The sequence below is a fragment of the Streptomyces sp. NWU339 genome (assembly GCF_003143855.1).
GTDB lineage: Bacteria > Actinomycetota > Actinomycetes > Streptomycetales > Streptomycetaceae > Streptomyces.
Window position 1 is genome coordinate 15,833 of sequence record NZ_QFRK01000016.1, and the last position, 23,645, is coordinate 39,477.

19 protein-coding genes are annotated in these 23,645 nt (G+C 71.9%); 11 read left to right on the top strand and 8 right to left on the bottom strand.

From position 1 onward, the window contains the following. Positions 1 to 138: 138 nt before the first annotated feature. Positions 139 to 1,959 (top strand): gamma-glutamyltransferase, encoded by a 1,821-nt coding sequence (gene ggt / locus DIZ27_RS20220; RefSeq protein ID WP_109379844.1) that lies wholly within the window; start codon positions 139 to 141, stop codon positions 1,957 to 1,959. An 81-nt stretch (positions 1,960 to 2,040) separates the two neighbouring features. Here the strand turns inward: ggt and DIZ27_RS20225 are convergent, their stop codons facing one another. Beyond that, a complete protein-coding gene (locus tag DIZ27_RS20225; protein ID WP_109379845.1) occupies positions 2,041 to 4,656 on the bottom strand; it encodes an ATP-dependent Clp protease ATP-binding subunit in 2,616 nt (871 codons plus the stop codon). 306 nt (positions 4,657 to 4,962) lie between these two features. Further along, on the bottom strand, positions 4,963 to 5,730 hold the full coding sequence (map, locus tag DIZ27_RS20230) for a type I methionyl aminopeptidase (RefSeq protein ID WP_109379846.1): 768 nt from the start codon (positions 5,728 to 5,730) through the stop codon (positions 4,963 to 4,965). A 32-nt stretch (positions 5,731 to 5,762) separates the two neighbouring features. On the opposite strand from map, the gene DIZ27_RS20235 reads away from it, so the two are divergent. From DIZ27_RS20235 to DIZ27_RS20255, 5 genes are all read left to right on the top strand, one after another. Then, a complete protein-coding gene (locus tag DIZ27_RS20235) occupies positions 5,763 to 6,074 on the top strand; it encodes a helix-turn-helix domain-containing protein (RefSeq protein ID WP_109379847.1) in 312 nt (103 codons plus the stop codon). A gap of 195 nt (positions 6,075 to 6,269) precedes the next feature. Further along, positions 6,270 to 7,112, top strand: a complete 843-nt coding sequence (locus DIZ27_RS20240) for a nitrilase-related carbon-nitrogen hydrolase (protein WP_109379848.1) — start codon at positions 6,270 to 6,272, stop codon at positions 7,110 to 7,112. Then, complete coding sequence (locus tag DIZ27_RS20245; RefSeq protein WP_109379849.1) at positions 7,109 to 8,395, top strand: aspartate aminotransferase family protein; 1,287 nt, start codon at positions 7,109 to 7,111, stop codon at positions 8,393 to 8,395. Before DIZ27_RS20240 ends, DIZ27_RS20245 begins: the two co-directional genes overlap by 4 nt. A gap of 100 nt (positions 8,396 to 8,495) precedes the next feature. Next, entirely contained in the window at positions 8,496 to 9,896 is a 1,401-nt protein-coding gene (hydA, locus tag DIZ27_RS20250; RefSeq protein WP_109379850.1) for a dihydropyrimidinase, read from the top strand. Between the two features lie 11 nt (positions 9,897 to 9,907). Continuing rightward, positions 9,908 to 10,909 carry a TIGR03842 family LLM class F420-dependent oxidoreductase gene (locus DIZ27_RS20255; RefSeq protein ID WP_109379851.1) on the top strand — a complete coding sequence of 334 codons (1,002 nt, stop codon included), beginning with the start codon at positions 9,908 to 9,910 and terminating at the stop codon, positions 10,907 to 10,909. Positions 10,910 to 10,925: 16 nt separating this feature from the next. Here DIZ27_RS20255 and DIZ27_RS20260 read toward each other — a convergent pair whose 3' ends face one another. The 5 genes from DIZ27_RS20260 to DIZ27_RS20280 all read right to left on the bottom strand — a co-directional run bounded on the left by DIZ27_RS20260 (position 10,926) and on the right by DIZ27_RS20280 (position 17,384). Beyond that, complete coding sequence (locus DIZ27_RS20260) at positions 10,926 to 11,768, bottom strand: CAP domain-containing protein (RefSeq protein ID WP_109379852.1); 843 nt, start codon at positions 11,766 to 11,768, stop codon at positions 10,926 to 10,928. Between the two features lie 601 nt (positions 11,769 to 12,369). Next, positions 12,370 to 13,035, bottom strand: coding sequence for a hypothetical protein (locus DIZ27_RS20265; RefSeq protein ID WP_109379911.1), 666 nt, complete (start codon positions 13,033 to 13,035; stop codon positions 12,370 to 12,372). A gap of 253 nt (positions 13,036 to 13,288) precedes the next feature. Then, positions 13,289 to 14,104 carry an SAM-dependent methyltransferase gene (locus DIZ27_RS20270; protein ID WP_109379853.1) on the bottom strand — a complete coding sequence of 272 codons (816 nt, stop codon included), beginning with the start codon at positions 14,102 to 14,104 and terminating at the stop codon, positions 13,289 to 13,291. A 153-nt stretch (positions 14,105 to 14,257) separates the two neighbouring features. Beyond that, positions 14,258 to 15,013: a sulfite exporter TauE/SafE family protein gene (locus tag DIZ27_RS20275; protein ID WP_109379854.1), complete on the bottom strand. Its 756-nt coding sequence runs from the start codon at positions 15,011 to 15,013 to the stop codon at positions 14,258 to 14,260. A gap of 247 nt (positions 15,014 to 15,260) precedes the next feature. Then, on the bottom strand, positions 15,261 to 17,384 hold the full coding sequence (locus tag DIZ27_RS20280; protein WP_109379855.1) for an MMPL family transporter: 2,124 nt from the start codon (positions 17,382 to 17,384) through the stop codon (positions 15,261 to 15,263). Between the two features lie 74 nt (positions 17,385 to 17,458). Here DIZ27_RS20280 and DIZ27_RS20285 point away from each other — a divergent pair, with 74 nt between their 5' ends. The 5 genes from DIZ27_RS20285 (at position 17,459) to DIZ27_RS20310 (ending at position 22,660) form a co-directional block, all read left to right on the top strand. After that, entirely contained in the window at positions 17,459 to 17,956 is a 498-nt protein-coding gene (locus DIZ27_RS20285; protein ID WP_258308475.1) for a MarR family winged helix-turn-helix transcriptional regulator, read from the top strand. 191 nt (positions 17,957 to 18,147) lie between these two features. Then, a complete protein-coding gene (locus DIZ27_RS20290; RefSeq protein WP_109379857.1) occupies positions 18,148 to 18,993 on the top strand; it encodes an inositol monophosphatase family protein in 846 nt (281 codons plus the stop codon). Positions 18,994 to 19,141: 148 nt separating this feature from the next. After that, positions 19,142 to 20,551: an NAD(P)/FAD-dependent oxidoreductase gene (locus DIZ27_RS20295; protein WP_109379912.1), complete on the top strand. Its 1,410-nt coding sequence runs from the start codon at positions 19,142 to 19,144 to the stop codon at positions 20,549 to 20,551. Next, positions 20,548 to 21,060: an O-acetyl-ADP-ribose deacetylase gene (locus DIZ27_RS20300; RefSeq protein ID WP_109379858.1), complete on the top strand. Its 513-nt coding sequence runs from the start codon at positions 20,548 to 20,550 to the stop codon at positions 21,058 to 21,060. Before DIZ27_RS20295 ends, DIZ27_RS20300 begins: the two co-directional genes overlap by 4 nt. 607 nt (positions 21,061 to 21,667) lie before the next feature. Next, the gene (locus DIZ27_RS20310) at positions 21,668 to 22,660 is read left to right on the top strand and encodes a diacylglycerol/lipid kinase family protein (RefSeq protein WP_375231987.1); all 993 of its coding nucleotides are present in this window, start codon (positions 21,668 to 21,670) and stop codon (positions 22,658 to 22,660) included. Between the two features lie 238 nt (positions 22,661 to 22,898). Here the strand turns inward: DIZ27_RS20310 and DIZ27_RS20315 are convergent, their stop codons facing one another. Continuing rightward, a complete protein-coding gene (locus tag DIZ27_RS20315; protein ID WP_109379860.1) occupies positions 22,899 to 23,600 on the bottom strand; it encodes an HdeD family acid-resistance protein in 702 nt (233 codons plus the stop codon). Positions 23,601 to 23,645 lie beyond the last annotated feature (45 nt).

The following is a 23,645-nucleotide window of genomic DNA, read 5'->3' on the forward strand; positions in this document are numbered from 1 at the left end:
GCGGGCTCGAGCAAACCCATGTTCGAGATGGTCGGAGAACGAGCGTCCGAAAGGCCGCGGCGGCGTGCCCCGCGACCTTCCTGATGTGGGCATGGCGATGAATGCGGCTGCGCGAACGGCCCTTCAACGGAGGTGCGAATGCGTCATCGTGTCGGACGGAAACTCACGGTCGCGGCGGTCGCCGCCATCGTGGTCTCGTCGGGAGCGGCAGCGCCGTCACCGGCAGCCACGCAGGGCGGCGGGCCCGGCCTCCCTCCAGCCAAGACCCCGGTGGCCGTCGGACACGGAGGCGCGGTCTCCAGCGTCGACGCCGACGCCACCGCCGCCGGGATCGAGGTCCTCAGGAAGGGCGGGAACGCCGTCGACGCGGCCGTCGCCACCGCCGCGGCGCTCGGCGTCACCGAGCCCTACTCGGCAGGCATCGGCGGAGGCGGCTACTTCGTCCACTACGACGCCCGCTCCCGCACCGTGCACACGATCGACGGACGCGAGACCGCCCCGCTGACCGCCGACTCCGGTCTCTTCCTGGAGAACGGCGTGCCGATCCCCTTCGCCGAGGCCGTCAGCAGCGGCCTCGGCGTCGGCACCCCCGGCACGCCGGCCACCTGGCAGCGGGCGCTGGACACGTGGGGCAGCAAACGGCTCGACGCGGTCCTGGGGCCCGCCGAGCGGCTCGCCCGTGACGGCTTCACCGTCGACGAGACCTTCCGCGCGCAGACCGCCGCCAACGAGACCCGCTTCCGCCACTTCCCCGACACCGCCGAGCTGTTCCTGCCGGGCGGCCGGCTCCCGGTCGTCGGCTCCACCTTCAAGAACCCCGATCTCGCCCGCACCTACGCGGAATTGCGCCGCAAGGGCGTCGACGCGCTGTACCGGGGCGGTATCGGCCGGGACGTCGTGAACACGGTCAACAAGCCGCCCGTGGACCCGGACTCCGGCTGGAACGCCCGCCCCGGCGAGCTGTCCACCCGGGACCTCGCGGCGTACCGCGCCAAGCCCCAGCCGCCCACGAAGACGTCGTACCGCGGTCTGGACGTCTACTCCGTCGCGCCCTCCTCCTCCGGCGGCACCACGGTCGGCGAGGCCCTCAACATCCTGGAGCGGACCGACCTCTCCCGGGCCGACGACGCCCGCTACCTGCACCGCTTCATCGAAGCGAGCCGCATCGCGTTCGCGGACCGGGGGCGCTGGCTCGGCGACCCCGCCTTCGAGGACGTACCCACGAAGGAACTGCTCTCCCAGCGGTACGCCGACTCCCGCGAGTGCCTCATCGAGGACGACGCGGTCCTCACCAGCCCGCTCGCCCCCGGCGACCCGCGCGACCCCGCGCCCTGCGCGGCGGGAGGCACCGCGGCCCCGACGACGTACGAGGGCGAGAACACCACGCACCTCACCACCGCCGACCGGTGGGGCAACGTCGTCGCCTACACCCTCACCATCGAGCAGACCGGCGGCAGCGGCATCACCGTGCCCGGCCGCGGCTTCCTGCTCAACAACGAGCTGACAGACTTCTCCTTCGCCCCGGCGAACCCGGCCGTGCACGACCCGAACCTACCGGGGCCCGGCAAGCGGCCCCGGTCGTCGATCGCCCCGACGATCGTGCTCGACCGGCACGACCGGCCGGTCGTGGCGCTCGGTTCGCCCGGTGGTTCGACCATCATCACCACCGTGCTGCAAACCCTCACCGGGTTCCTCGACCGAGGCCTGCCGCTGATCGACGCGATCGCCGCACCGCGCGCCAGCCAGCGCAACACGGCCCGCACGGACCTCGAACCCGGCCTGTACGACAGCGCGCTGCGGCAGAAACTGGAGGCGATCGGGCACTCGTTCCAGGAGAACCCGGAGATCGGCGCGACCACCGGTGTGCAGCGGCTGCCGGACGGCCGATGGCTCGCCGCAGCGGAGAAGACCCGCCGGGGCGGCGGTTCCGCGATGGTCGTGCACCCGGAGCGCCGGTGACCCGGTGAGGTGGCCCGCGGGCCGGGAACGGCGCCCTCCGGCGCGGTGAGCGGAAGCCGGAGGGGCGTCCGGCCCACCCGCTCACCGCCCGGAAGCCGGTGCCTCCCCGGGCCCGGCCCCGCCGGCCCCGTCGGGCTCGGGACCGACGGGCTCGGTGCCGGTCCCGTCCCTCGCCCCGGTCCGGAACGTGAGGTTCCCGTCCGCCGTGTCCACCGTCACCCGGTCGCCGCCCTGGACACTGCCGTCCAGCAGCAGCCGGGACAGCTGGTTGTCGACCTCGCGCTGGATGGTGCGGCGCAACGGCCGCGCCCCGTACTCGGGCTGATGGCCGCGCTGCGCCAGCCAGTCCACGGCGGCGTCGGTGAACTCGACCGTGACGCCCTGGCCCCGTAGGCCGCGTCGCGTCCCCTCCAGCAGCAGATCGGTGATCTGCCGCAGCTCCACGGCGGTGAGCTGGCGGAACACCACCACCTCGTCGATCCGGTTGAGGAACTCGGGCCGGAAGTGCTCCCGCAGCGGCCGCAGGATCTGCTCGCGCCGAGCCTCCTCGTCCGCCTCCGCGCCGCCCGTCGCGAAGCCCAGCGTCGCACCGCGCCGGGTGATCGCCTCGGAACCGAGGTTGCTGGTCATCACGATGACGGTGTTGCTGAAGTCCACCGTCCGGCCCTGGGAGTCGGTCAGCCGGCCGTCGTCGAGGACCTGGAGCAGGATGTTGAAGACGTCCGGGTGAGCCTTCTCCACCTCGTCGAGGAGCAGCAGCGAGTACGGATGCCTGCGCACCACCTCGGTCAGCTGCCCCGCCTCCTCGTGGCCGACGTATCCGGGCGGGGCGCCGACCAGCCGGCTGACCGTGTGCCGTTCCTGGTACTCGCTCATGTCGAGGCGGACCATCCGGTCCTCGCTGCCGAACAGGGCCTCGGCCAGCGCCCGGGCCAGCTCCGTCTTGCCGACGCCGGTCGGCCCGAGGAACAGGAAGCTGCCGATCGGCCGGTCGGGGCTGGCGAGCCCGGCCCGGGAGCGCAGCACCGCGTCCGAGACCGCCCGCACCGCCTCGTCCTGGCCGATGACGCGCTGGTGCAGGTGCTCCTCGAGGCCCAGCAGCCGGTCCTTCTCCTCCTCGGTGAGCCTGCTGACCGGGACGCCGGTCTGCCGGGAGACCACCTCCGCGATCGCCTCGGCGTCCACCACCAGGCTCTGTCCCTCGTCGACCTGGCCCTCACCGCCGGCATCGGCGATCCGCTCCTTCAGCTCGCCGATGCGGTCGCGCAACTGCGTCGCCTGCTCGTACTTCTCGTCGGCGACCGCCTGGTCCTTGTCGTAGGTCAGCTGCTCCAGCTCCCGCTCCATGGCGCGTACGTCCGTGCCCTTGGTCCGGGCCTGCAGCCGAATCCGGGCGCCGGCCTGGTCGATCAGGTCGATCGCCTTGTCCGGCAGGCGGCGCTCGCTGAGGTAGCGGTCGGACAGTTCCACGGCCGCCACCAGCGCCTCGTCGGTGTAGCGGACCTGGTGGTGGGCCTCGTACCGGTCGCGCAGTCCGCGCAGGATCGCGACCGTGTCCGCGGCCGTGGGTTCCGGCACCATGACCGGCTGGAAGCGGCGGGCCAGCGCCGCGTCCTTCTCGATCCGCCGGTACTCCTCCAGCGTGGTCGCGCCCACGATGTGCAGCTCGCCGCGGGCCAGCGCCGGCTTGAGGATGTTGCCGGCGTCCATCGAACCGCCCTCGCCGCCGCCCCCGGCGCCCACGACGGTGTGCAGCTCGTCGATGAAGACGATCAGCCGGTCGGAGTGGGCTCGGATCTCGTCGACGATGGTGTTCAGCCGCTCCTCGAAGTCGCCCCGGTAGCGGGTACCGGCGACCACGCCCGCCAGGTCCAGAGAGACCACCCGCCGGGTCATGAGCACGTCGGGTACGTCCCCGTCGGCGATCCGCTGCGCCAGCCCCTCCACCACGGCGGTCTTGCCGACGCCCGCGTCACCGATCAGCACCGGATTGTTCTTGCCGCGTCGGGAGAGCACCTCGACGGTCTGCTCGATCTCCTCCTCCCGCCCGATCACCGGGTCGATCCGGCCCTCGCGGGCCAGCTCGGTCAGGTCACGGCCGTACTTGTCCAGCGTCGGCGTGCCCGTCGCGGGGCGGGGCCGCTCGGGGCGCGGCGGCGCGGCGTCCGGCGCGTCGGACGGCAGCGGCATCCCGGCGGAGGTGAACCGGGCCGAGTTCAGGATGTGCCCGGCGGCCGAGTCGGGGTTGGCGGCCAGGGCGCTGAGGACGTGCTCCGGGCCGATGTAGCCGGCCCCGGTCGACCGGGCCAGGTCGTGGGCGTCCAGCAGGGCCCGTTTGACGGCGGGGGTCAGCGAGAGCGACGTCGGCGGCGGGGCGTCGTCCGGCCCGTGCTGGACGGGCCCGGACCGTTCGTCGATCTCCGCCGCCAGCGAGTCGGGATCCGTGCCCGTCCGGCTGATCAGGTCGCGGGTCGGCTCGGTGGCGAGCGCGGCGCGCAGCAGGTGCTGGGTGTCCAGGTCCCGGCTGCCGTGCTCGGCGGCGTACTGCGCGGCGCCGCGCACCAGCTCCCTGGCCGGCTGGCTCAGCAGCCGGCCGATGTCGATCTGCCGGGGGCGAGGCCCGCCGAAGAAGCGTGCGAGGAATTCTCCGAAGGGGTCCGAGCCGTAGCCCTGCGGACCCGTGAACCCGCTGCTCATGGACATCCGTTCCGGCGCCCCCGCGGGATTCCCCTGGGCCGGGCGGAACCGGGAACCCGAAGGAGCCCCGGGGCGCGCTCACTGCTCGACGTACGGTCCGGACGCGGGTGCCCGACCGTCTCCCGGTTACACCCGTGCGTGTCCCCGCGGTGCGTAGGGGGCCGCACGGTGTGCGTGTGGCGTGTGTGTGCTGCCTGCGGCGCGCTCGTAGAACACCTTCGCACGATCGCTTCGGCGCAGCACCTCGGAAGCGGGCCGGGCGGAGCACGCCCGCGGCAGGTCCGCGGGGCCTCGCGGGAGCCGTGCTCAGCGGGCGGTCAGGACGCGGGGGCCGGCGGCGGTGATCGCGACGGTGTGTTCGGCGTGGGCGGCGCGCGAGCCGTCGACGGTGCGCAGGGTCCAGCCGTCGGGCGCGGTGCGGAAGCCGTCGGTGCCGCCGCCGATGAGCATGGGCTCGATCGCCAGCACCATGCCGTGCCGCAGCGGCATGCCCCGGCCCGGCCGGCCCTCGTTGGGGACGGGCGGGTCCTCGTGCATACGGCGACCGATGCCGTGCCCGCCGAAGCCGTCCAGGATGCCGTAGCCCGCCGCGCGGCACACCGTGCCGATCGCGTGCGCGATGTCCCCGATGCGGTTGCCGACGACGGCGGCCTCGATGCCCGCCGCCAGGGCCCGCTCGGCGGTCTCGATCAGCCTCACGTCGCCCGCACGCGGGGTGCCCACGATGAAACTGACCGCCGAATCGCCGACCCAGCCGCCCAGCTCGGCGCCGAAGTCCGCGGACACCAGGTCGCCGTCGCGCAGCCGGTAGCCGTCCGGGACGCCGTGCACGATCGCGTCGTTGACCGACGCGCAGAGGACGGCGGGGAACGGGGTAGGGGCGAAGGAGGGCCGGTAGCCCAGGAAGGGCGAGCCCGCCCCCGCCCCGCGCAGCACCTCACGGGCCACCTCGTCCAGCTCCAGCAGGGAAACACCCACCCCGGCGGCCTTCCGTACGGCCTTCAGGGCGTCCGCGACGACCTGGCCCGCCTCGTACATCGCGTCGATCGACATGTCGGTCTTCAACTCCACCATGCCAATTACTATACCGGTATTAGAATGACGGCATGGTACGCACCCCTCTCACCCCCGAAGAACGCGAACGCGGCGAGCGGCTCGGCCGGCTACTACGGGAGGCGCGCGGCGACCGGAGCATGACGCGGGTCGCGGCGAGCGCGGGCGTCTCCCCGGAGACCCTCCGGAAGATCGAGACCGGGCGGGCCCCCACCCCGGCGTTCTTCACGGTGGCCGCCCTCGCCCGCGCGCTCGACCTGTCGATGGACGAGCTGGTGGGCCGCTGCGCCCCGGCCGTACCGCCCGTCGTGCCGCCTGCCGCGCCCTCCGTCCCGCCGCCCGTCACGCCGTCGGTCGCTGCCTGAGCCCGGGACCGGGCCCGGGGCGGGGTCTGGAACCGGGCCCGGGACGGGGACTCACCCACCGGAGTGCGAATCATGATCGACCCCGCGGGTTGACGACGATGGTCTTGGCAAGGCCGCCCGAGAGGCTTACGTTCGTCCCTCTACGACCGTTTCTACGGGCGTAGAGGCGCTGACGTCGCGTCGAAGGAGTAGCTCATGGCACACGTCGTACGAGCCGCCCTGGTCCAGGCCACCTGGACCGGCGACACGGAGTCCATGGTGGCGAAACACGAGGAGCACGCCCGCGAGGCGGCCCGGCAGGGTGCGAAGATCATCGGTTTCCAGGAGGTCTTCAACGCCCCCTACTTCTGCCAGGTCCAGGATGCCGAGCACTACCGCTGGGCCGAACCCGTTCCCGACGGGCCGACCGTCCGCCGGATGCGGGAGCTGGCCCGCGAGACCGGCATGGTGATCGTCGTGCCGGTGTTCGAGGTCGAGCAGTCGGGGTTCTACTACAACACCGCGGTCGTGATCGACGCCGACGGCACCGTCCTCGGCAAGTACCGCAAGCATCACATCCCCCAGGTCAAGGGGTTCTGGGAGAAGTTCTACTTCAAGCCCGGCAACCTCGGCTGGCCCGTCTTCGACACCGCCGTCGGCAAGGTCGGCGTCTACATCTGCTACGACCGCCACTTCCCGGAGGGGTGGCGGCAACTCGGGCTGAACGGAGCCCAGTTGGTCTACAACCCGTCGGCCACGCACCGCGGCCTCTCGTCCTACCTCTGGCAGTTGGAACAGCCGGCCGCGGCCGTCGCCAACGAGTACTTCGTCGCCGCGATCAACCGGGTGGGCCAGGAGGAGTACGGGGACAACGACTTCTACGGAACCTCGTACTTCGTCGACCCCCGTGGCCAGTTCGTCGGCGACGTCGCCAGCGACAGCAAGGAGGAACTCGTGGTCCGGGACCTCGACTTCGACCTCATCGAGGACGTGCGGCAGCAGTGGGCGTTCTACCGCGACCGCCGCCCCGACGCCTACGAGGGACTGGTGCGGCCGTGACCGACGACCTGCTGGGCCGCCACCGCTCCGTGCTCCCCGACTGGCTCGCCCTCTACTACGAGGAGCCCATCGAGATCACCCACGGCGAGGGCCGCCACGTCTGGGACTCCGCGGGCAACCGGTACCTCGACTTCTTCGGCGGCATCCTCACCACCATGACCGCCCACGCCCTGCCCGAGGTGACGAAGGCGGTCGCCGAGCAGGCCGGGCGGATCATCCACTCCTCCACCCTCTACCTCGACCGGCAGATGGTCGAACTCGCCGAACGCGTAGCCCAGTTGAGCGGAATCCCGGACGCCCGGGTCTTCTTCACCACCTCCGGCACCGAGGCGAACGACACCGCCCTGCTGCTCGCCACCACCTACCGGCGCGGCAACTCGGTCCTGGCGATGCGTAACAGCTACCACGGCCGCTCCTTCAGCGCGGTCGGCGTCACCGGCAACCGCGGCTGGTCCCCGACCTCGCTGTCCCCGCTGCAGACCCTGTACGTGCACGGCGGCGTGCGCACCCGAGGCCCGTACGCGTCGCTCGGCGACGACGACTTCATCGCGGCCTGCGTCGACGACCTCAAGGACCTGCTCGGCCACACCCGCCCGCCTGCGGCACTGATCGCCGAACCGATCCAGGGCGTCGGCGGCTTCACCTCACCGCCCGACGGACTGTACGCGGCGTTCCGCGAGGTGCTGAACGCACACGGCATCCTGTGGATCTCCGACGAGGTGCAGACCGGGTGGGGTCGCACCGGCGACCACTTCTGGGGCTGGCAGGCCCACGCCCGGAGCGGCCCGCCCGACATCGTGACCTTCGCCAAGGGCATCGGCAACGGCATGTCCATCGGCGGTGTCATCGCCCGCGCCGAGATCATGAACTGCCTGGACGCCAACAGCATTTCGACGTTCGGCGGCACCCAGGTCACCATGGCGGCCGGCCTGGCCAACCTCACCTACCTGCTGGAGCACGACCTCCAGGGCAACGCCCGGCGGGTCGGCGGCATGCTCCTCGAACGCCTGCGGGCCGTCGCCGCCCAGGTGCCCGCGGTACGGGAGGTGCGCGGGCGCGGGCTGATGATCGGCGTCGAGCTGACGAAACCGGGCACCGACGAGGCCGACCCGCAGGCCGCCTCGGCCGTACTGGAGGCCGCCCGCCGGGGCGGACTGCTCATCGGCAAGGGCGGCGGCCACAACACCAGCGCCCTGCGCATCGCCCCACCGCTGTCCCTCAGCGTGGCGGAGGCCGAGGAAGGAGCCGCGATCCTCGAACACGCGCTGCGGAGCGCACTGTAGCGGCCCGAAGGGCCGGGCCCGGTCGCGGGTCGCGCGAGAACCGCGCGACCGGCCACCGGCGACCCGCACCCCCCACCACAATCCAGCGGAGGGTCAACGCATGAGCCGTACCGTCATCCGTGGTGGCCTCGTCATCACCGCCTCCGACGAGATCCACGCCGACGTCCTGATCGAGGGCGGCCGCATCGCCGCCCTCGCCGCCTCCGGCACCCCGGCCGCCGCCGCGTTCACCGACGGCCGGGTCATCGACGCCACCGGCAAGTACGTCATCCCGGGCGGCGTCGACGCCCACACCCACATGGAGCTGCCGTTCGGCGGCACCTTCGCCTCCGACACCTTCGAGACAGGCACCCGGGCCGCCGCCTGGGGCGGCACCACCACCGTCGTCGACTTCGCGGTGCAGAGCGTCGGCCGCTCCCTGCGCGAAGGGCTGGACACCTGGCACGCCAAGGCCGAGGGCAACTGCGCCATCGACTACGGCTTCCACATGATCGTCTCCGACGTGAACCCGAAGACACTGAAGGAAATGGACCTTCTGGTGGAAGAAGGGATCACGTCGTTCAAGCAATTCATGGCGTATCCAGGGGTTTTTTACTCCGACGACGGCCAGATCCTGCGCGCCATGCAGCGCTCCGCCGAGAACGGCGGCCTGATCATGATGCACGCCGAGAACGGCCTCGCGATCGACGTGCTCGTCGAACAGGCGCTGGCCCGCGGCGAGACGGACCCCCGCCACCACGGGGAGGTCCGCAAGGCCCTGCTGGAGGCCGAGGCCACCCACCGCGCCATCCGGCTCGCCCAGGTCGCCGGCGCCCCGCTGTACGTCGTGCACGTCTCCGCCGCCGAGGCGGTCGCCGAACTGACCCGGGCCCGCGACGAGGGCCTGAACGTCTTCGGCGAGACGTGTCCCCAGTACCTGTTCCTGTCGGCGGACAACCTCGCCGAGCCGGACTTCGAGGGCGCCAAGTACGTGTGCAGCACACCCCTGAGGCCGAAGGAACACCAGGCCTCCCTGTGGCGGGCGCTGCGCACCAACGACCTTCAGGTGGTCTCCACCGACCACTGCCCCTTCTGCTTCACCGGCCAGAAGGACCTCGGCCGCGGCGACTTCTCCAAGATCCCCAACGGCATGCCGGGCGTGGAGAACCGGATGGACCTGCTCCACCAGGCCGTCCTCGACGGACACCTCACCCGCCGCCGCTGGATCGAGATCGCCTGCGCCACCCCGGCCCGCATGTTCGGCCTCTACCCGAAGAAGGGCACTCTCGCCCCGGGCGCCGACGCCGACGTCGTGATCTACGACCCGCACGCCGAGCAGGTCATCTCCGCCGAGACGCACCACATGAACGTCGACTACTCGGCGTACGAGGGCACACGCGTCACCGGCCGCGTCGAGACCGTCCTCTCGCGCGGCGAACCGGTCATCACCGAGCGGGAGTACACCGGACGCGCCGGGCACGGTGCCTACACCCCGCGTTCCACCTGCCAGTACCTCGACTAGGAGCGGTGCGCATGGACTTCGGACTCGTTCTGCAGACCGATCCGCCGGCCTCGCGGGTGGTCGGCCTGATGCGGCGCGCGGAGCGCAACGGCTTCACGCACGGCTGGACCTTCGACTCCGCCGTGCTGTGGCAGGAGCCGTTCGTGATCTACAGCCAGATCCTGGCGAACACCACCGGGCTGAAGGTCGGCCCGATGGTCACCAACCCGGGCACCCGCACCTGGGAGGTCACGGCCTCCACCTTCGCCACCCTCAACGACATGTTCGGCAACCGCACCGTCTGCGGAATCGGCCGCGGCGACTCCGCGATGCGTGTCGCCGGACGCAAGCCCGACACCCTGGCCCGCCTGGGCGAGGCGATCGACGCGATCCGCGACCTCGCCGAGGGGCGTGAGGCCGAGGTCGACGGGCAGCCGCTGCGGATCCCGTGGGTGAGGAACGGCAGGCTGCCCGTCTGGATGGCGGCGTACGGGCCGAAGGCGCTCGCCCTCGCCGGGCAGAAGGCCGACGGTTTCATCCTCCAGCTCGCCGACCCGTACCTGACCGAGTGGATGGTGAAGGCCGTACGGGCCGCGGCCGCGGAGGCGGGGCGTGACCCCGCCTCCGTGACCGTCTGCGTCGCCGCCCCGGCGTACGTCGGCGACGATCTGGCACACGCCCGCGACCAGTGCCGCTGGTTCGGCGGCATGGTCGGCAACCACGTCGCGGACCTGGTCGCCCGCTACGGCGAGCACTCGGGCATGGTCCCCGAGGCGCTGACGTCGTACATCAAGGAACGGCACGGCTACGACTACAGCCACCACGGGCGGGCCGGCAACCCGTCCACGGACTTCGTCACCGACGAGATCGTCGACCGGTTCTGCCTGCTCGGACCGGCCGAGGCGCACATCGAGAAGCTGAGGGCGCTGCGCGGGCTGGGTGTGGACCAGTTCGCCGTGTACGACATGCACGACGCACAGGAAGCGACGATCGACGCGTACGGCGCGGAGATCATCCCGGCACTCAGCCGCTGACCGGCCCCTGCGGTGACTACCGGGCCGTGCCGAAGTTCTGGGTCCAGTAGGAGCCGGGCTGTGCGAGACCGACACCGATCTCCTCGAACGCGCAGTTGAGGATGTTCTCCTTGTGGCCGGGACTGGACATCCAGCCGGCCATCACCTGCTCGGGAGTGGAGTAGCCGTAGGCGACGTTCTCGCCGTAGGTGCTCCAGCTGTAGCCGGCGCGGGTGATGCGGTCGGCGGGCGAGGATCCGTCCGAGCCGGTGTGCGACATGTTCCTGCTCGTCGCCATGTCCTCGCTGTGGTTCTGCGCGGCCTCGGTCAGGGTGGCGTTCACCGTCACCGGGGAGCAACCGGCCTTGCCGCGCTCGGCGTTGACGAGTTCCACGACCTCGGCGACGGCCCCGGAGGCTTCGGTGCCGCCCGTCGGGGCGGGGCTCGGGGCCGCGGTGGTGGGCTCCGGGGCGGCCGTGGTGGGCTTCGGAGCCGCGGTGGTGGGCTTGGCGGCGGATGTCTCGCGGACCGCCTTCTTCGGCTTGTGCGTCTTCGGCTTGTGCGTCGGCTTCGGCTTGTGCGTCGGCTCGGCGCTGCTGTGCCGCTCCGCCCCGGGCTTCGAAGCGTCCGCGGTGGCGGTCGGTGTGTGCGACGGCGCCGCTGTGGCTTCACCGTGCTGCTTGCCGTTCCACCGGTGGTACCGGTCGGCGTCACCCCACCTCTCCTGGGCCACGGCGGGGACGGCGGCGTCCTGCTGCCGTTGCCCGCTGCCGGGCCAGTCGGCACAGGCCATGGCGACCGAGGGTATCCCTACCACGCCCACGGCGACTGCGGTGACGACCGTCCGCCGGTACCGATGCTGACGACGGTGCTTTCCCATGAGTGACCTCACCCCTGCTTGTCCGGAGATTGGTCATTCTTGGGACGGTCCGGCGCGGGGCGCAAAGGGCCCTTGCACTACTGCGCTTCGTAGGTCTGTGGGGGTCTTGCGGCGGGTGGAAGAGCGTGCCGACCTGCTCGCGACAGGCCCCTCGGGACGCCTGCCGCCTCGTCAGGAGCCGTCGCTCGACGCGAGAACCGCGGATCTCGACTCCCCACCGGATCACCGTCCGCCTCGCCCCGACCCTTTTTCATGGCAAGCCGGATAAATCCCCCATGTCGCCGGAGCGGGTCCTACTAAGCGGCCTGCGTAGATCGAGGACGTGCGTGAGGGATGTCACGGAATCATGAATTCCGGCCTGCTGTCGGAGGCCGGGGAGCGCCCGGCGCGCCTGTCCGGCGGAACATGCCGTGGACGCGGGGGCCGGCACGCCCTCCCCGAGCTCTTCGAGCAGGGGGCCCCATGGGCGGGAGGGACCCCCATCGCGTCGACCCCCTCCTCCGCCTTGCGGCTGACCGCCCCGGCCCCGCTCACCCGCACTGACAAGGCACCGCCGATTTCCTGCGCCCTGCTCCGCCGGACAGGCCCCGGGGCGGCCGGGTCAGCCCCGGCCCTCCAGCAGCGCCGCCATCGCCTCCTTGGCGGCCTTGATGGCGCCCTTGTTGATCTCGTCCGTGGAGGGCGCCTTCTTCGACTCGAAGTCGCTGCCGTTGTACGTCACGACCACCAGCGCGTTGGAGGCGCGGGCCACCACCACGCCCTCACGGGTCTCCTGCTTGTCCTCGGTGGCGAGGTTCACGACGGAGTACGCCGCGTCACCGAGCCCGGGGACCGCGCCGCCGCCGCTCTTGTCCTTCAGCCGTCTCTCGTAGGACTGCCCGGCCGCGTCGTCCGACTGCAGAACCTCGAAGGAGACGTCGAGCCAGCGGTACTCGTAGCCCTCGAGCGCGTTCCAGGAACAGGTCCTGCGCAGCTTGGAGTCGGTGGACTTGATCTCCTTGCCGGACGCCTTGGCCCCCGGCACGAGGGACTTGACGGTCTTTTCGGTGATGCTGTCGCAGGGGGCGGGAGCGGTGGTGTACGTCTTGGGCGCCGCCGTCGCCGACGGAGCGGAGGGGGACTGGGTCGCCGTCCCCTCGGCCGTTCTCCTCTCCGCCGCCTGCGGCTCGGAGGAGGGTCCGGACGACAGTGCCCAGCCCGCCGCGGCGAGGACGACCACCGGGGACAGGCGCGCGGCCAGCGCTATCGGCAGAGGAAAAGAACGCACGTCGCACTTCTCGTGGGGGTCGGTGCGGAAGGGGGCCCGCACAGCGGACGGGACGCCAGTGTCACACGCTTCCGGGTGGGGCGGAAGTGCGAACTCGCTCCGTGGGCGGAGGGTGACGGGGACGGCACCGCCGAGGGCGGTGTTTTGCCGTACTTCCCCTGTGTTCAGGCGAATTGCGGCAGTGGGGGACCGCTGGGCGCGGGCCGAGGGCGGTCGCGGTGTTCCCACCGCGACCGCGCGGGGCATCAGCGGGTCACGGCTTGCGGGCGAGGCCGCCGTGCTCGGCGACGGGCGCGGAGGCGGGGGTCTCGGCCTCCGGACGCCACAGGGGGACCGAGACGACGCCGGGCTCCAGGAGCTCCAGGCCGTCGAAGAACGACGTGATCTCGTCGACGGTGCGCAGGTTGTACGGGATGGCGCCGCTCTTGTTGTAGCCGTCCTGGGCCTGCTCGAAGCCCGGGTCGATGCCCCGGGAACCGTCGTTGACGGAGAGGTAGCTGCCGGACGGCAGCGCGTCCATCAGCCGCGTGACGATGGAGCGGGCCTGGTCGTGGTCGGCGATGTGCCCCAGGATGTTGCTGAGGATGAGGGCGGTGGGGCGGCTGAAGTCCAGCGTCTTCGCGGCGGCGGCCAGGACACGCTCCGGGTCCAGCACGCTGGAGTCGACGTAGGCGGTCGCACCCTCGGGGGTGGAGTAGAGCAGGGCGCGGGCGTGCGCCAGGATCATCGGGTCGTTGTCGACGTAGACGATCCTGCTCTCCGGCGCGATGCGCTGGGCGACCTCATGGGTGTTGTCGGCGGTCGGCAGGCCGGTCCCGATGTCCAGGAACTGCCGGATGCCGGCCTCGGAGACCAGATACGTGATGTTGCGGCGCAGGAAGGCCCGGCTGCTGCGGGCGATGGTGACGATGCCGGGGAAGACGGCGGTGTACGCGTCGCCCGCCTCCTCGTCGACGGGGTAGTTGTCCTTCCCGCCCAGCCAGTAGTTCCAGATCCGGGCCGAATGCGGCACCGAGGTGTCGATCTTCTGGTGCGCAGCGGGTCCGGGCGTCGTCGCAGGGTCGCTCATGGGTGCGGTCCGTCTCTCAGCCGAGGCAGGTGTGTTCAGCCAACAGGTGTGTTCCGCACAACTTACGTCCCAACAGTGCTGTCGCGCACTTCAGTTCGTATCTCCGGTGCGGCTCGCGCGGACGCGTTCCGCCTGGTGCCGGGACGCGCCCCCTCAGCCGTGCAGGGCGAGGTAGGGCGCCAGCGCGAACAACGTGATGACGAGCGCGTACTTCAGGCTGCGGGCGGGCAGGGCGTGGGCGATCCGCCAGCCCAGGAGCACGCCGGCCAGTTCCGGGACGCCGACCAGGGCGGCCAGGGGCCAGTCGACGGCACCGTGGGCGAGATAGCCCACGGTGCCCACCCCGGCGATGACGATCGACTGGGCCTGGGCGGAGGCCAGGGACTCCAGCACGGGCACACCGAGCGCGACCAGCAGCGGGACGGTGAGCATCGGGCCCCCGATGCCGACGACGCCGGAGACGACGGCGACGACGAACCCGAGTCCGGCCACCACGGGTGCGGGCGGGTGGGCGAGCACGGCCGCGGGCCGGTGGCGCTCGCGGTGCCACACCAGGGCGGCCACCACGGCCACGAGCACACCGAGCACCATCCCGAACGCGCGTGCGGACACGAGGGAGTTGAGCAGCACCCCGACGGGGGTCCCGAGCACGGCGGTGCCGGCCAGGATCCCGGCGGTGCGGCGTGTTCCCGGCTCGCGCAACTGGCCGGAACGGGTGTAGGCCGCGGTGCCCAGCACGCCGGTGGCGACGTGGGTGACGATGGCGGTACCGGCCACCTCGGCGGGGGAGAGGCCGGTCAGGGTGAACAGCCCGATCGTGGGCAGCACCCCACCGGGGCCGACAGCGGTGATACCGATGCCTCCCACCAGCCCCAGCAACCCCAGCGCCACCACCACCGACACCGACATACCGCCCCTCCCCTCCGCCCGGAGCATGCCGGAGAGCGGTGCGTCAGGGAACGGACGTCACACGGGGAGATCCCGTACGGGGACGGACCGCGGCCTCGGCCGTGACCCCGTAGCTCTCCGTCGGCAGCCGGACGACGATGATGTCGGCGCCCGGCGCCCGGCGCCCGGCTCCCGCACCACCGCGGCCACGGTACGGGCCGGTTGACGCACCGACACGAGCGGCCGGCCGTCGGCACGTCGTCCGTCGCTAAGCCGACTGCTGGTCCGCCGTGTGTGCCGCCCCCGCCGGACGACTGTCGCCGCGGGCCAAGGCGCTGGGCCACCACGCCCGGGGCCCGATGTCGATCACGAGCGCGGGCACCAGCAGCGAGCGGACCACGAGCGTGTCGAGCAGTACACCGAAGGCCACGATGAAGGCGATCTGCACGAGGAACGCCAACGGGATGACCATCAGGGCCGCGAACGTCGCAGCCAGCACCACACCAGCCGAGGTGATCACCCCGCCGGTCGTGGTCAGCCCGCGCAGCACACCCTGTCGCGAGCCGCGCGCGAGCGCCTCCTCGCGTACCCGGGACATCAGGAAGATGTTGTAGTCGACGCCGAGAGCCACCAGGAACACGAATCCGTACAGCGGGACGGACGCGTCCGTGCCGCTGAACCCGAGGAGATGCTCGAAGACGAGGGACGAGACCCCCAGCGTCGCCAGGAAGTTGAGCGCGACGGTCGCCACCAGCAGCACCGGTACGAGCAGCGAGCGCAGCAGCAGGACCAGGATCAGCAGGATGATGCCGAGCACGACGGGAACGATCACCGTGCGGTCGTGCGCGGCGGTCTGCTGGGTGTCGTACTGCTGCGCCGTGTACCCGCCGACCAGCGCGTCGGCTCCCAGGACCGCGTGCACGTTCTCGCGCAGCCGCTCGATGGTCTCCTTGGCCGCGCCGCTGTCCGCTGCCGCGTCGAGCGTGGCGTCGATGCGGACACGCCCGTCGACGACCTGCAGCTCACCGGCCCCGGGCCGCCCCGAGGCGGAGACGGCGCCCGCCGATGCCACGCCCTCGGTGTCCTTGGCGGCGGCCGTCACCGCGTCGGCACGGCCGGCGTCGGCGATGATGACGGCCGGATTGCCCGAGCCACCGGGGAAGTGCTTGCCGAGCGTCTCCTGGGCGGCGACGGAGGGGGCGTCGTTCACGAAGATCTCGTCGAGCGGCACCCCCTTGGCGGAGAGCGTGGGGGAGAAGGCCGCCAGGGCGGTGAGGACGAGTCCGGTCACGAGCCAGACGAAGCGTGGACGCGCGTCCACCCGCGCGGCGACCCGGAGCCATACCGCGTGGCCCTCCGCGGACGCGTCCGACGCCTTCGGGCGGGAGGGCCAGTAGGCGGTACGGCCCAGCAGGGCCAGCACGGCCGGCAGGAAGGTGAGCGTGGTGAGTACGGCGCACACGATGCCGATGGCGCCCACCGGTCCGAGAGCGCGGTTGTTCGTGAGGTCACTCGCCAGGAGGGCCAGCAGTCCGAGCGCCACCGTGGCGGCACTGGCGGTGATCGCGCCGAACGAGCGCCGCACCGCCACCAGGGCGGCCGCGGCCCGGTCCCCGTGCACGGCGAGTTCCTCGCGGAAGCGCGCGGCCAGGAGCAGGGCGTAGTCGGTCGCGGCACCGATCACCAGGATGGACAGGATGCCCTGCACCTGCCCGTCGACCTGGACCACGTCCCGCTGCGCCAGCGCGTACACCACGGCACAGGCCAGTCCCAGGGCGAAGACGGAGCCGAGGATGATCACGAACGGCAGCAGGACGCTGCGGTAGACGAGCAGAAGGATCACCAGCACGGCGGCGAGCGCCACGCCCAGCAGCAGTCCGTCGATGCCCGCGAACGCGTCCGACAGGTCGGCCTGGCTCGCTGCCGGGCCGGCGATCTGCGCCTCGGCACCCGGTACCTTCTGCGCCGCCGCGCGCACCTCGTCGAGGACCGTGGGCAACTCCTCGCCCAGGTCGGGCCGGAGTTGGACGACGGCCTGCAGGGCCTGGCCGTCGTCGGAGAGCAGGGCGGGCGACGGCCTGCCGACGACACCGGCGCTTCCGGCGAGCGCGCCCACGGATTCGGTGGCGGCTGCCCGCTGGGCCTCGGTGACCCGGGCCCCGTCCGCCGTCCAGACCACGATGGCCGGGAGGGTCTCGGACTGGGCGAACGCCTCACGGGCCTCGAGGACCTTGGTGGACTCGGCGCTCTGCGGCAGGAACGACGCCTGGTCGTTGGTGGCCACCTCGCCCAGCTTGCCCGCGTACGGCCCGAGCGTCCCGCCCACACCCAGCCAGACCAACAGGAGAACGAGGGGTACGAGCCACCGGGCCCGGCGCGGTGCGGTTCTCATGAGCATTCCCCACAGTGGAAGAGGTAAGTCAATGAATGAGTATCTCGATCATCGAGTGATCTTATACTGGGGTCATGAATGACTCAGGTGCCCCTTCGGCACCTCCTCCCGGTGACGACCCCACGGGGTTGCAGTCGTTCGCCGTCCTGCTGCGCCGGATGAACGGCGAGTTCAACCGCATCGCCCACGAGTTCGCCCAGGCGCACGGCCTGCATCTCACCGACGTCCAGGCCCTGATCGCGATCCTGGACGCCGACCAGGACGGCTCGGACGAGCCCATGACGCCCGGCAGGCTGCGCAAACAGCTCAACCTCACCTCCGGCGCCGTCACCGCGTGCGTCGACCGACTGGAGAGGGCGGGGCACATCCAGCGGGTCAGGGCCGCCGACGACCGCCGCGTGGTCCACCTGCACTTCGCGGAGACGGCCAGAGGGCTGATCAGGGACTACTTCCGGCCCCTCGCGCGGAGCACGGACACCGCGCGGGGCCGCTTCACGCCCGAGGAACTCACCGTGGTCGTCCGGTTCCTCGCGGAGATGAACCGGGAACTCGTCCTGCTGCGCCGCGACTGATCTCGGCCGATCGCGGCCGATGCGGAAGCCTCCCGGCCGGCTCGACGCCCCGGACCGCACGGCACGCAGGGCTGCGCGGTGGGCCGCTGAGCCCATACTCCCTCGGGCCGAGGACCCATATTCATGCGGATACCACCTGGAGTGCACCAGGCGGGTGGGGTTTGTCAGTGGGGCATGTTCTCATGGGACACATGATCGAGGACAACGAAACCATCGAAGAGTTTCTCACCCAGCACGCCGTCGACGTGGAGGAAGCCGTCCGCAAGGCGGCCGCACAGGAAATCATGCCGCGCTGGCGCCGGCTCGCCGACCACGAGATCGACCGCAAGTCCGGCCCGCACGACCTGGTGACCGACGCCGACCGGCAGTCCGAGCTGTACCTCACCGAGGCGCTGCTCGCCCTGCTGCCCGGCTCCGTCGTGGTGGGCGAGGAGGCGGTGCACGCCAACCCGGCGTCGTACGACGGGATACGCGGGGAGGCGCCGGTGTGGATCGTCGACCCCGTCGACGGCACCCGGCAGTTCGTGCAGGGCGACACCGGATTCTGCACCCTGGTCGCCCTCGCCCAGGGGGGAGTGATCCACGCGTCGTGGACCTACGCCCCCGCCCGGGAGGAGTTCGCCACCGCCGTCCGCGGACAGGGCGCCTTCCTGGACGGGACGCGGCTGCACGCGGGCTCCCCGGAACCCGGCCGCGACCTGCGGGTGGCCACCTCCCACCCGGACTTCACCACGGAAGAGCAGAAGCGTTCCCTCCTCGGCCTGCGGACGGACGGCGTGGCGCCCCGCTCCTGCGGCTCGGCCGGGCTGGAATACCTGGCCGTCGCCCGAGGCGAGTCGGACGCGACCGCGTTCTGCTGGGAGGCCGCGTGGGACCACGCGGCGGGCCTGCTCCTCGTCGAGGAGGCGGGCGGCACCCACCTGACCCGCTCCGGCGAGCCCTTCCGCATCACGGGCGGCAACGACCTCCCGTTCACCGCGGCCCGCGACGAGGCCACGGCCCGCCGGGTGGTGGGACTGCTGTCGGACGGGGCCTGACCTCGAGGCCGGTGGCGCGGTCGGCCTGAGCGCCATTGCCCCGGGCCCCGGCGGGGGTTGACCCGAACCCGGGGGCAGTGTCGGCGCACCGGCATATCCTGATCCCCTGGTTGCCGTCGGCTGACGAAGGAGCCCGAAGGTGGTGTCGATGCTCGATGTGGTCGTGGTGGGGGCGGGGCCGAACGGACTGACCGCCGCCGTGGAGCTGGCCCGGCGCGGCTTCTCCGTCGCGGTGTTCGAAGCGAAGGACACCGTCGGCGGCGGCGCCCGCACCGAGGAACTGACCCTGCCCGGCTTCCGGCACGACCCGTGCTCCGCGGCGCACCCGCTGGGCATCAACTCACCCGCCTTCCGCGCCCTCCCGCTGGAGCGCTACGGCCTCGAGTGGCTGCACGCGGACCTGCCCATGGCCCACCCCTTCCCGGACGGCACGGCGGCCGTGCTGTCCCGGTCGGTCGGCGAGACGGCCGCCTCCTTCGGCCCGCGCGACGCGGGCCCGTACCGCCGCCTGGTCGAACCCTTCCTGCCCCGGTGGGACACCCTGGCCCGCGACTTCATGTCCCTGCCGCTCACCGCGCTGCCCCGCGACCCGGTCACCCTCGCCCGCTTCGGCCTCGTCGGACTGCCGCCCTCCACCTGGCTGATGCGCCGCTTCCGCGACGAGCGGGCCAGGACCCTGTTCGCCGGCCTTGTCGCCCATGTGATCGCCCCCCTCGACGGCCTCGCCACCGGCGCCATCGGCCTGGTCTTCGCCCTCGCCGCGCACGCCCGCGGCTGGCCCGTCGCCCGCGGCGGCTCCCAGGCCATCTCGGACGCCCTCGCCGGACACCTGAAGGACCTCGGCGGCGCGATCCACACCGACTACGAGGTCAAGCGCCTGGACGACCTGCCCCCGGCCCGCGCGTACGTCTTCGACACCTCGCCCACCGCCCTGGCCCGCATCGCCGGCTTCGGCGACCACTACGCGAACTACCGCTACGGCCCCGGCGTCTTCAAGATCGACTACGCGCTGGACGGCCCGGTGCCGTGGACCGCGCCCGAGGCCCGCCGGGCCTCCACCGTGCAGATCGGCGCGGACAGCGCCGAGATCGGCACCGCGCTGCGCGCCGCCTCCCGCGAGGGCCGCGCCCCCGAGAGGCCGTTCCTCATCACCGTCCAGCCCAGCGTCGTCGACCCCACCCGGGCCCCGGCCGGCAAGCACACCTTCTGGGCCTACGGCCACGTCCCCAACGGCTGGACCGGCGACCTCACCGACACCGTCGAACGCCAACTGGAGCGCTTCGCGCCGGGGTTCCGCGACCGCGTCCTGGCCCGTGCCACCGCCGGCCCGCCCCAACTCGCCGCCCGCAACGCCAACTACGTCGGCGGCGACATCGCCTCCGGCGCGGCCAGCGGCCTCCAGCTCCTGCTGCGCCCCAAACTGTCCCTCTTCCCGTACTCCACCCCGCACCCGGCCGTGTTCATCTGCTCGTCGGCCACCCCGCCCGGCCCCGGAGTGCACGGCATGTCGGGGCACAACGCGGCGAAGGCCGTCTGGAGGAGGCTGCGCCAGCCATGACCACCACCATCACCCTCGTCCAGGGCGACATCACCCGCCAGCACGTCGACGCCATCGTCAACGCGGCCAACTCCTCCCTGCTCGGCGGGGGCGGCGTCGACGGCGCGATCCACCGCCGCGGCGGCCCCGCGATCCTCGATGAGTGCCGCAACCTCCGCGCCTCCCTCTACGGCGACGGCCTGCCCACCGGCCGGGCCGTCGCCACCACCGCGGGCGACCTGAACGCCCACTGGGTGATCCACACGGTGGGCCCGGTGTTCACCCGGGAGGAGGACCGCTCGGAGCTGCTGGCCTCCTGTTATCGCGAATCCCTCCGCGTGGCCGACGAGTTGGGCGCACGAACGGTCGCCTTCCCGGCCGTGTCCACCGGGGTCTACGGCTGGCCCCTGGACGACGGGGCACGCATCGCCGTCGAGACGGTGCGGGCCGTGGAGACGAACGTCGAGGAGGTCGTGTTCGTCCTCTTCGACCGCTGGGCGTACGAGGCGTTCGCCTCACAGGTGGGCTGACCCTCGTACGGTGCTGACGTGTGTGCTTGGCCGGGCCTCCGCCTGAGGTTGTCGTCGCAGCACGATTCACCACGGCGATTCGTGCTGTACGGCAGGATTCGGCCTTGGTCACATGCGCGCAGGTCTCGTGGTGAGTCGTGCGGCTTACCGACCGGCCCGCGGCCGGCCCGGGCGTCCCTGATCATCGCGGGCAGACGACCGGCGAACCGGCTTCCCTTTCATCGCCCTTGACACTGGCCTGGTGGCTGATGCCGTGCAGTGGGAGCGGTAGCGGGCCTTCTGCGTGAGCGCGCTTCCGTGGCTCATCCACATCCTGATCCGTGCGCCGTCCGACCCCGGCGCACGCAGGTGGGGGATGCGGCGTCGGCCCGGCGGTGGCGGGTCGACCACGTACGTCCCAGGTGCGGATGCTCAGGCCGAGCTGCAAGCTGGTGCCGTAGGCCGTGACTGTCGAAGGAAGTGTCATGGTGGCGGTGGCCGCAGGTGCGATCACCGGGCTGTCGGCCCGGCGGGGGACGGCGCCGTCAGCTGCGGGCGTGATCGCGGCAGCCCTGCTGCCGCCAGTGATGTGCGCCGGGCCGATGAACGCGGCTGGTCGGCTCTTGCCGTGACCGAGAACGCGCCCCGACCGGTGGCCGCTGTGCGGCGGCCGTACCTGATCGTGAACCCGCGCTCGGGGGGAGGGAAGGCGAGCCGGTTCCGGATCGCGGAAAAAGCCCGTGCGTTGGGGGTTCAGGTGCTGCTGCTCGATCCTTCCCGGCCTCAGGACCTCGCGATGGTCGCCCGACGCGCGGTGGATGACGGTGCGGATCTGCTGGGGGTGGCCGGAGGAGACGGCACGCAGGCACTTGTCGCCGGGGTGGCCGCGGAGAGCGGTCTTCCTTTCCTGGTCGTTCCGGCCGGTACCCGCAACCACTTCGCGATGGACCTCGGCCTGGACCGTGCGGACCCCTCGGCCGCGCTGGAGGCTCTCACGGACGGCGTCGAGCTGCGTGTGGATCTCGGGTTCGCGGGCGAGCGGGTGTTCGTCAACAACGTGTCGTTCGGTGCGTATGCCGCCCTGGTGCAGGACCCGGCCTATCGGGAGGACAAGATCGGCACCACGGTGCGGATCCTCCCGGAATTCCTGGCCCGCCACCAGGGTCCGCACCTGGTGGTGCACACCGGGCTGCTCACCGTGGAGGGACCGGATGCCGTGCTGGTGAGCAACAACCCCTACCAGGCCGATGACCCGGCCGGGCTCGACAGGCGTGCGCAGCTGGACTCCGGGCTCCTGGGAGTCCTCGCCGCCAGGGCGGAGACGCCCGGCGAGACGGCCGCCCGCCTGCGAAACGGGCAGACGCACGGCCTGACCCGTCTCGCCACACCTGACGACGTCGTCGTCCACGCCGACATCCCGGGCGTTCCCGCCGGGCTGGACGGCGAAGCCGTCACCCTGCCGACTCCCGTGCGGTGCCGGATCAGTCCCCGGACGCTGCGGGTACGGGTTCCCCGCCATCGGCCCGGCGCCCAGCCCGCCGGGCGGCCGCCGGGCTGGGCCGCCGTCCGGCGGATGGCCTCAGCTGCCCGGCGAGCCGCTCATGGCCGTCACACCGGTTGACCGGAGCAGGCGGTGCGCCGGGAAACACGTCGCAGCCGCGATCGTGGCGGACGGCGGTGCGCTGGGAGGTGATGCCGAGCGGCGCGCGGACGCCGAAGCGATCCGTTGCCCCATCGTCGGCGCGAGTTCACCACGCGGTCGTCCGCCGCCGGGCGGCGTCGACGCTGACCGGGGCTGTGCCGATCCGGGCGGCAGGTTCTTTACCACGCGCCGCGGCAGGCCACTCCGGTTCCGCCGATCAGTGCTGGGGGTGCGGACGGGCGTGGAACAGGGGTCGCCGCTGGGTGGTTGTGTCCGGTGCGAGATGGCCGATCTCGACACGTGTCCTGATGGCGCGGATCACCTCGGTCAGGCCGAGGACTATGGCCATGACGCCGACCACCAGGGTGAGTGTCGCGATCGAGGCGAACGGCATGATGATCATCACGATGCCGGCCATGGCACCGATGATGCCGAAGGCCACGTGCCAGCCGCGTGCCGGCATGTCCGGGGCGGAGGCCGCCGCAGCCGTCTCCAGGGTGCCGCGCAGCAGCCAGCTGAAGCCGATCCACAGGGCGAGCAGCAGGATCGACTGCAGGGTGCCCCGGAAGCAGATCAGTCCCAGCAGGATGGAGGCCGCGCCGGTGAGGAAGTGCAGTACGCGAAGATGCCGGCGGACGTGGACGCCGAAGGCAGCGGCGAGCTGGAAGACACCGGTGACCAGCAGATAGACGCCGAAAAGCACGCCGACGACTCGCAGGGTCGCGCCCGGCCAGACGAGGGCGATGACGCCCAGGGCGATGGTGGCGAGGCCCATGGTGAGCAGGAGCTGCCAGCCCATGTTCGCCAGGGCGCCCATGCCTTCGACCAGGGGCTTCTCTTGCGTTTGTGGTGTCTCTCGCGTTCGCGGCTCGGTGCCGCGCGGGGGAACGGGACCTGCGGATTCGGAAGGAGATGTCATGACGCCTGCCTCCTTCTGGGAGCAGCGTGGTCACGTCAGTACACG

Excerpts from the sequence above, each read along its gene's own strand:
- DIZ27_RS20225 (WP_109379845.1), bottom strand. The coding sequence starts at position 4,656 with ATGAGCAGCGGGTTCACGGGTCCGCAGGGCTACGGCTCGGACCCCTTC.
- DIZ27_RS20255 (WP_109379851.1), top strand. The coding sequence starts at position 9,908 with ATGGACTTCGGACTCGTTCTGCAGACCGATCCGCCGGCCTCGCGGGTG.
- DIZ27_RS20285 (WP_258308475.1), top strand. The coding sequence starts at position 17,459 with ATGAATGACTCAGGTGCCCCTTCGGCACCTCCTCCCGGTGACGACCCC.
- DIZ27_RS20235 (WP_109379847.1), top strand. The coding sequence starts at position 5,763 with ATGGTACGCACCCCTCTCACCCCCGAAGAACGCGAACGCGGCGAGCGG.
- hydA (WP_109379850.1), top strand. The coding sequence starts at position 8,496 with ATGAGCCGTACCGTCATCCGTGGTGGCCTCGTCATCACCGCCTCCGAC.
- DIZ27_RS20280 (WP_109379855.1), bottom strand. The coding sequence starts at position 17,384 with ATGAGAACCGCACCGCGCCGGGCCCGGTGGCTCGTACCCCTCGTTCTC.
- map (WP_109379846.1), bottom strand. The coding sequence starts at position 5,730 with ATGGTGGAGTTGAAGACCGACATGTCGATCGACGCGATGTACGAGGCG.
- DIZ27_RS20300 (WP_109379858.1), top strand. The coding sequence starts at position 20,548 with ATGACCACCACCATCACCCTCGTCCAGGGCGACATCACCCGCCAGCAC.
- DIZ27_RS20240 (WP_109379848.1), top strand. The coding sequence starts at position 6,270 with ATGGCACACGTCGTACGAGCCGCCCTGGTCCAGGCCACCTGGACCGGC.
- DIZ27_RS20315 (WP_109379860.1), bottom strand. The coding sequence starts at position 23,600 with ATGACATCTCCTTCCGAATCCGCAGGTCCCGTTCCCCCGCGCGGCACC.
- DIZ27_RS20290 (WP_109379857.1), top strand. The coding sequence starts at position 18,148 with ATGATCGAGGACAACGAAACCATCGAAGAGTTTCTCACCCAGCACGCC.
- DIZ27_RS20270 (WP_109379853.1), bottom strand. The coding sequence starts at position 14,104 with ATGAGCGACCCTGCGACGACGCCCGGACCCGCTGCGCACCAGAAGATC.
- DIZ27_RS20275 (WP_109379854.1), bottom strand. The coding sequence starts at position 15,013 with ATGTCGGTGTCGGTGGTGGTGGCGCTGGGGTTGCTGGGGCTGGTGGGA.
- DIZ27_RS20260 (WP_109379852.1), bottom strand. The coding sequence starts at position 11,768 with ATGGGAAAGCACCGTCGTCAGCATCGGTACCGGCGGACGGTCGTCACC.
- ggt (WP_109379844.1), top strand. The coding sequence starts at position 139 with ATGCGTCATCGTGTCGGACGGAAACTCACGGTCGCGGCGGTCGCCGCC.
- DIZ27_RS20295 (WP_109379912.1), top strand. The coding sequence starts at position 19,142 with ATGCTCGATGTGGTCGTGGTGGGGGCGGGGCCGAACGGACTGACCGCC.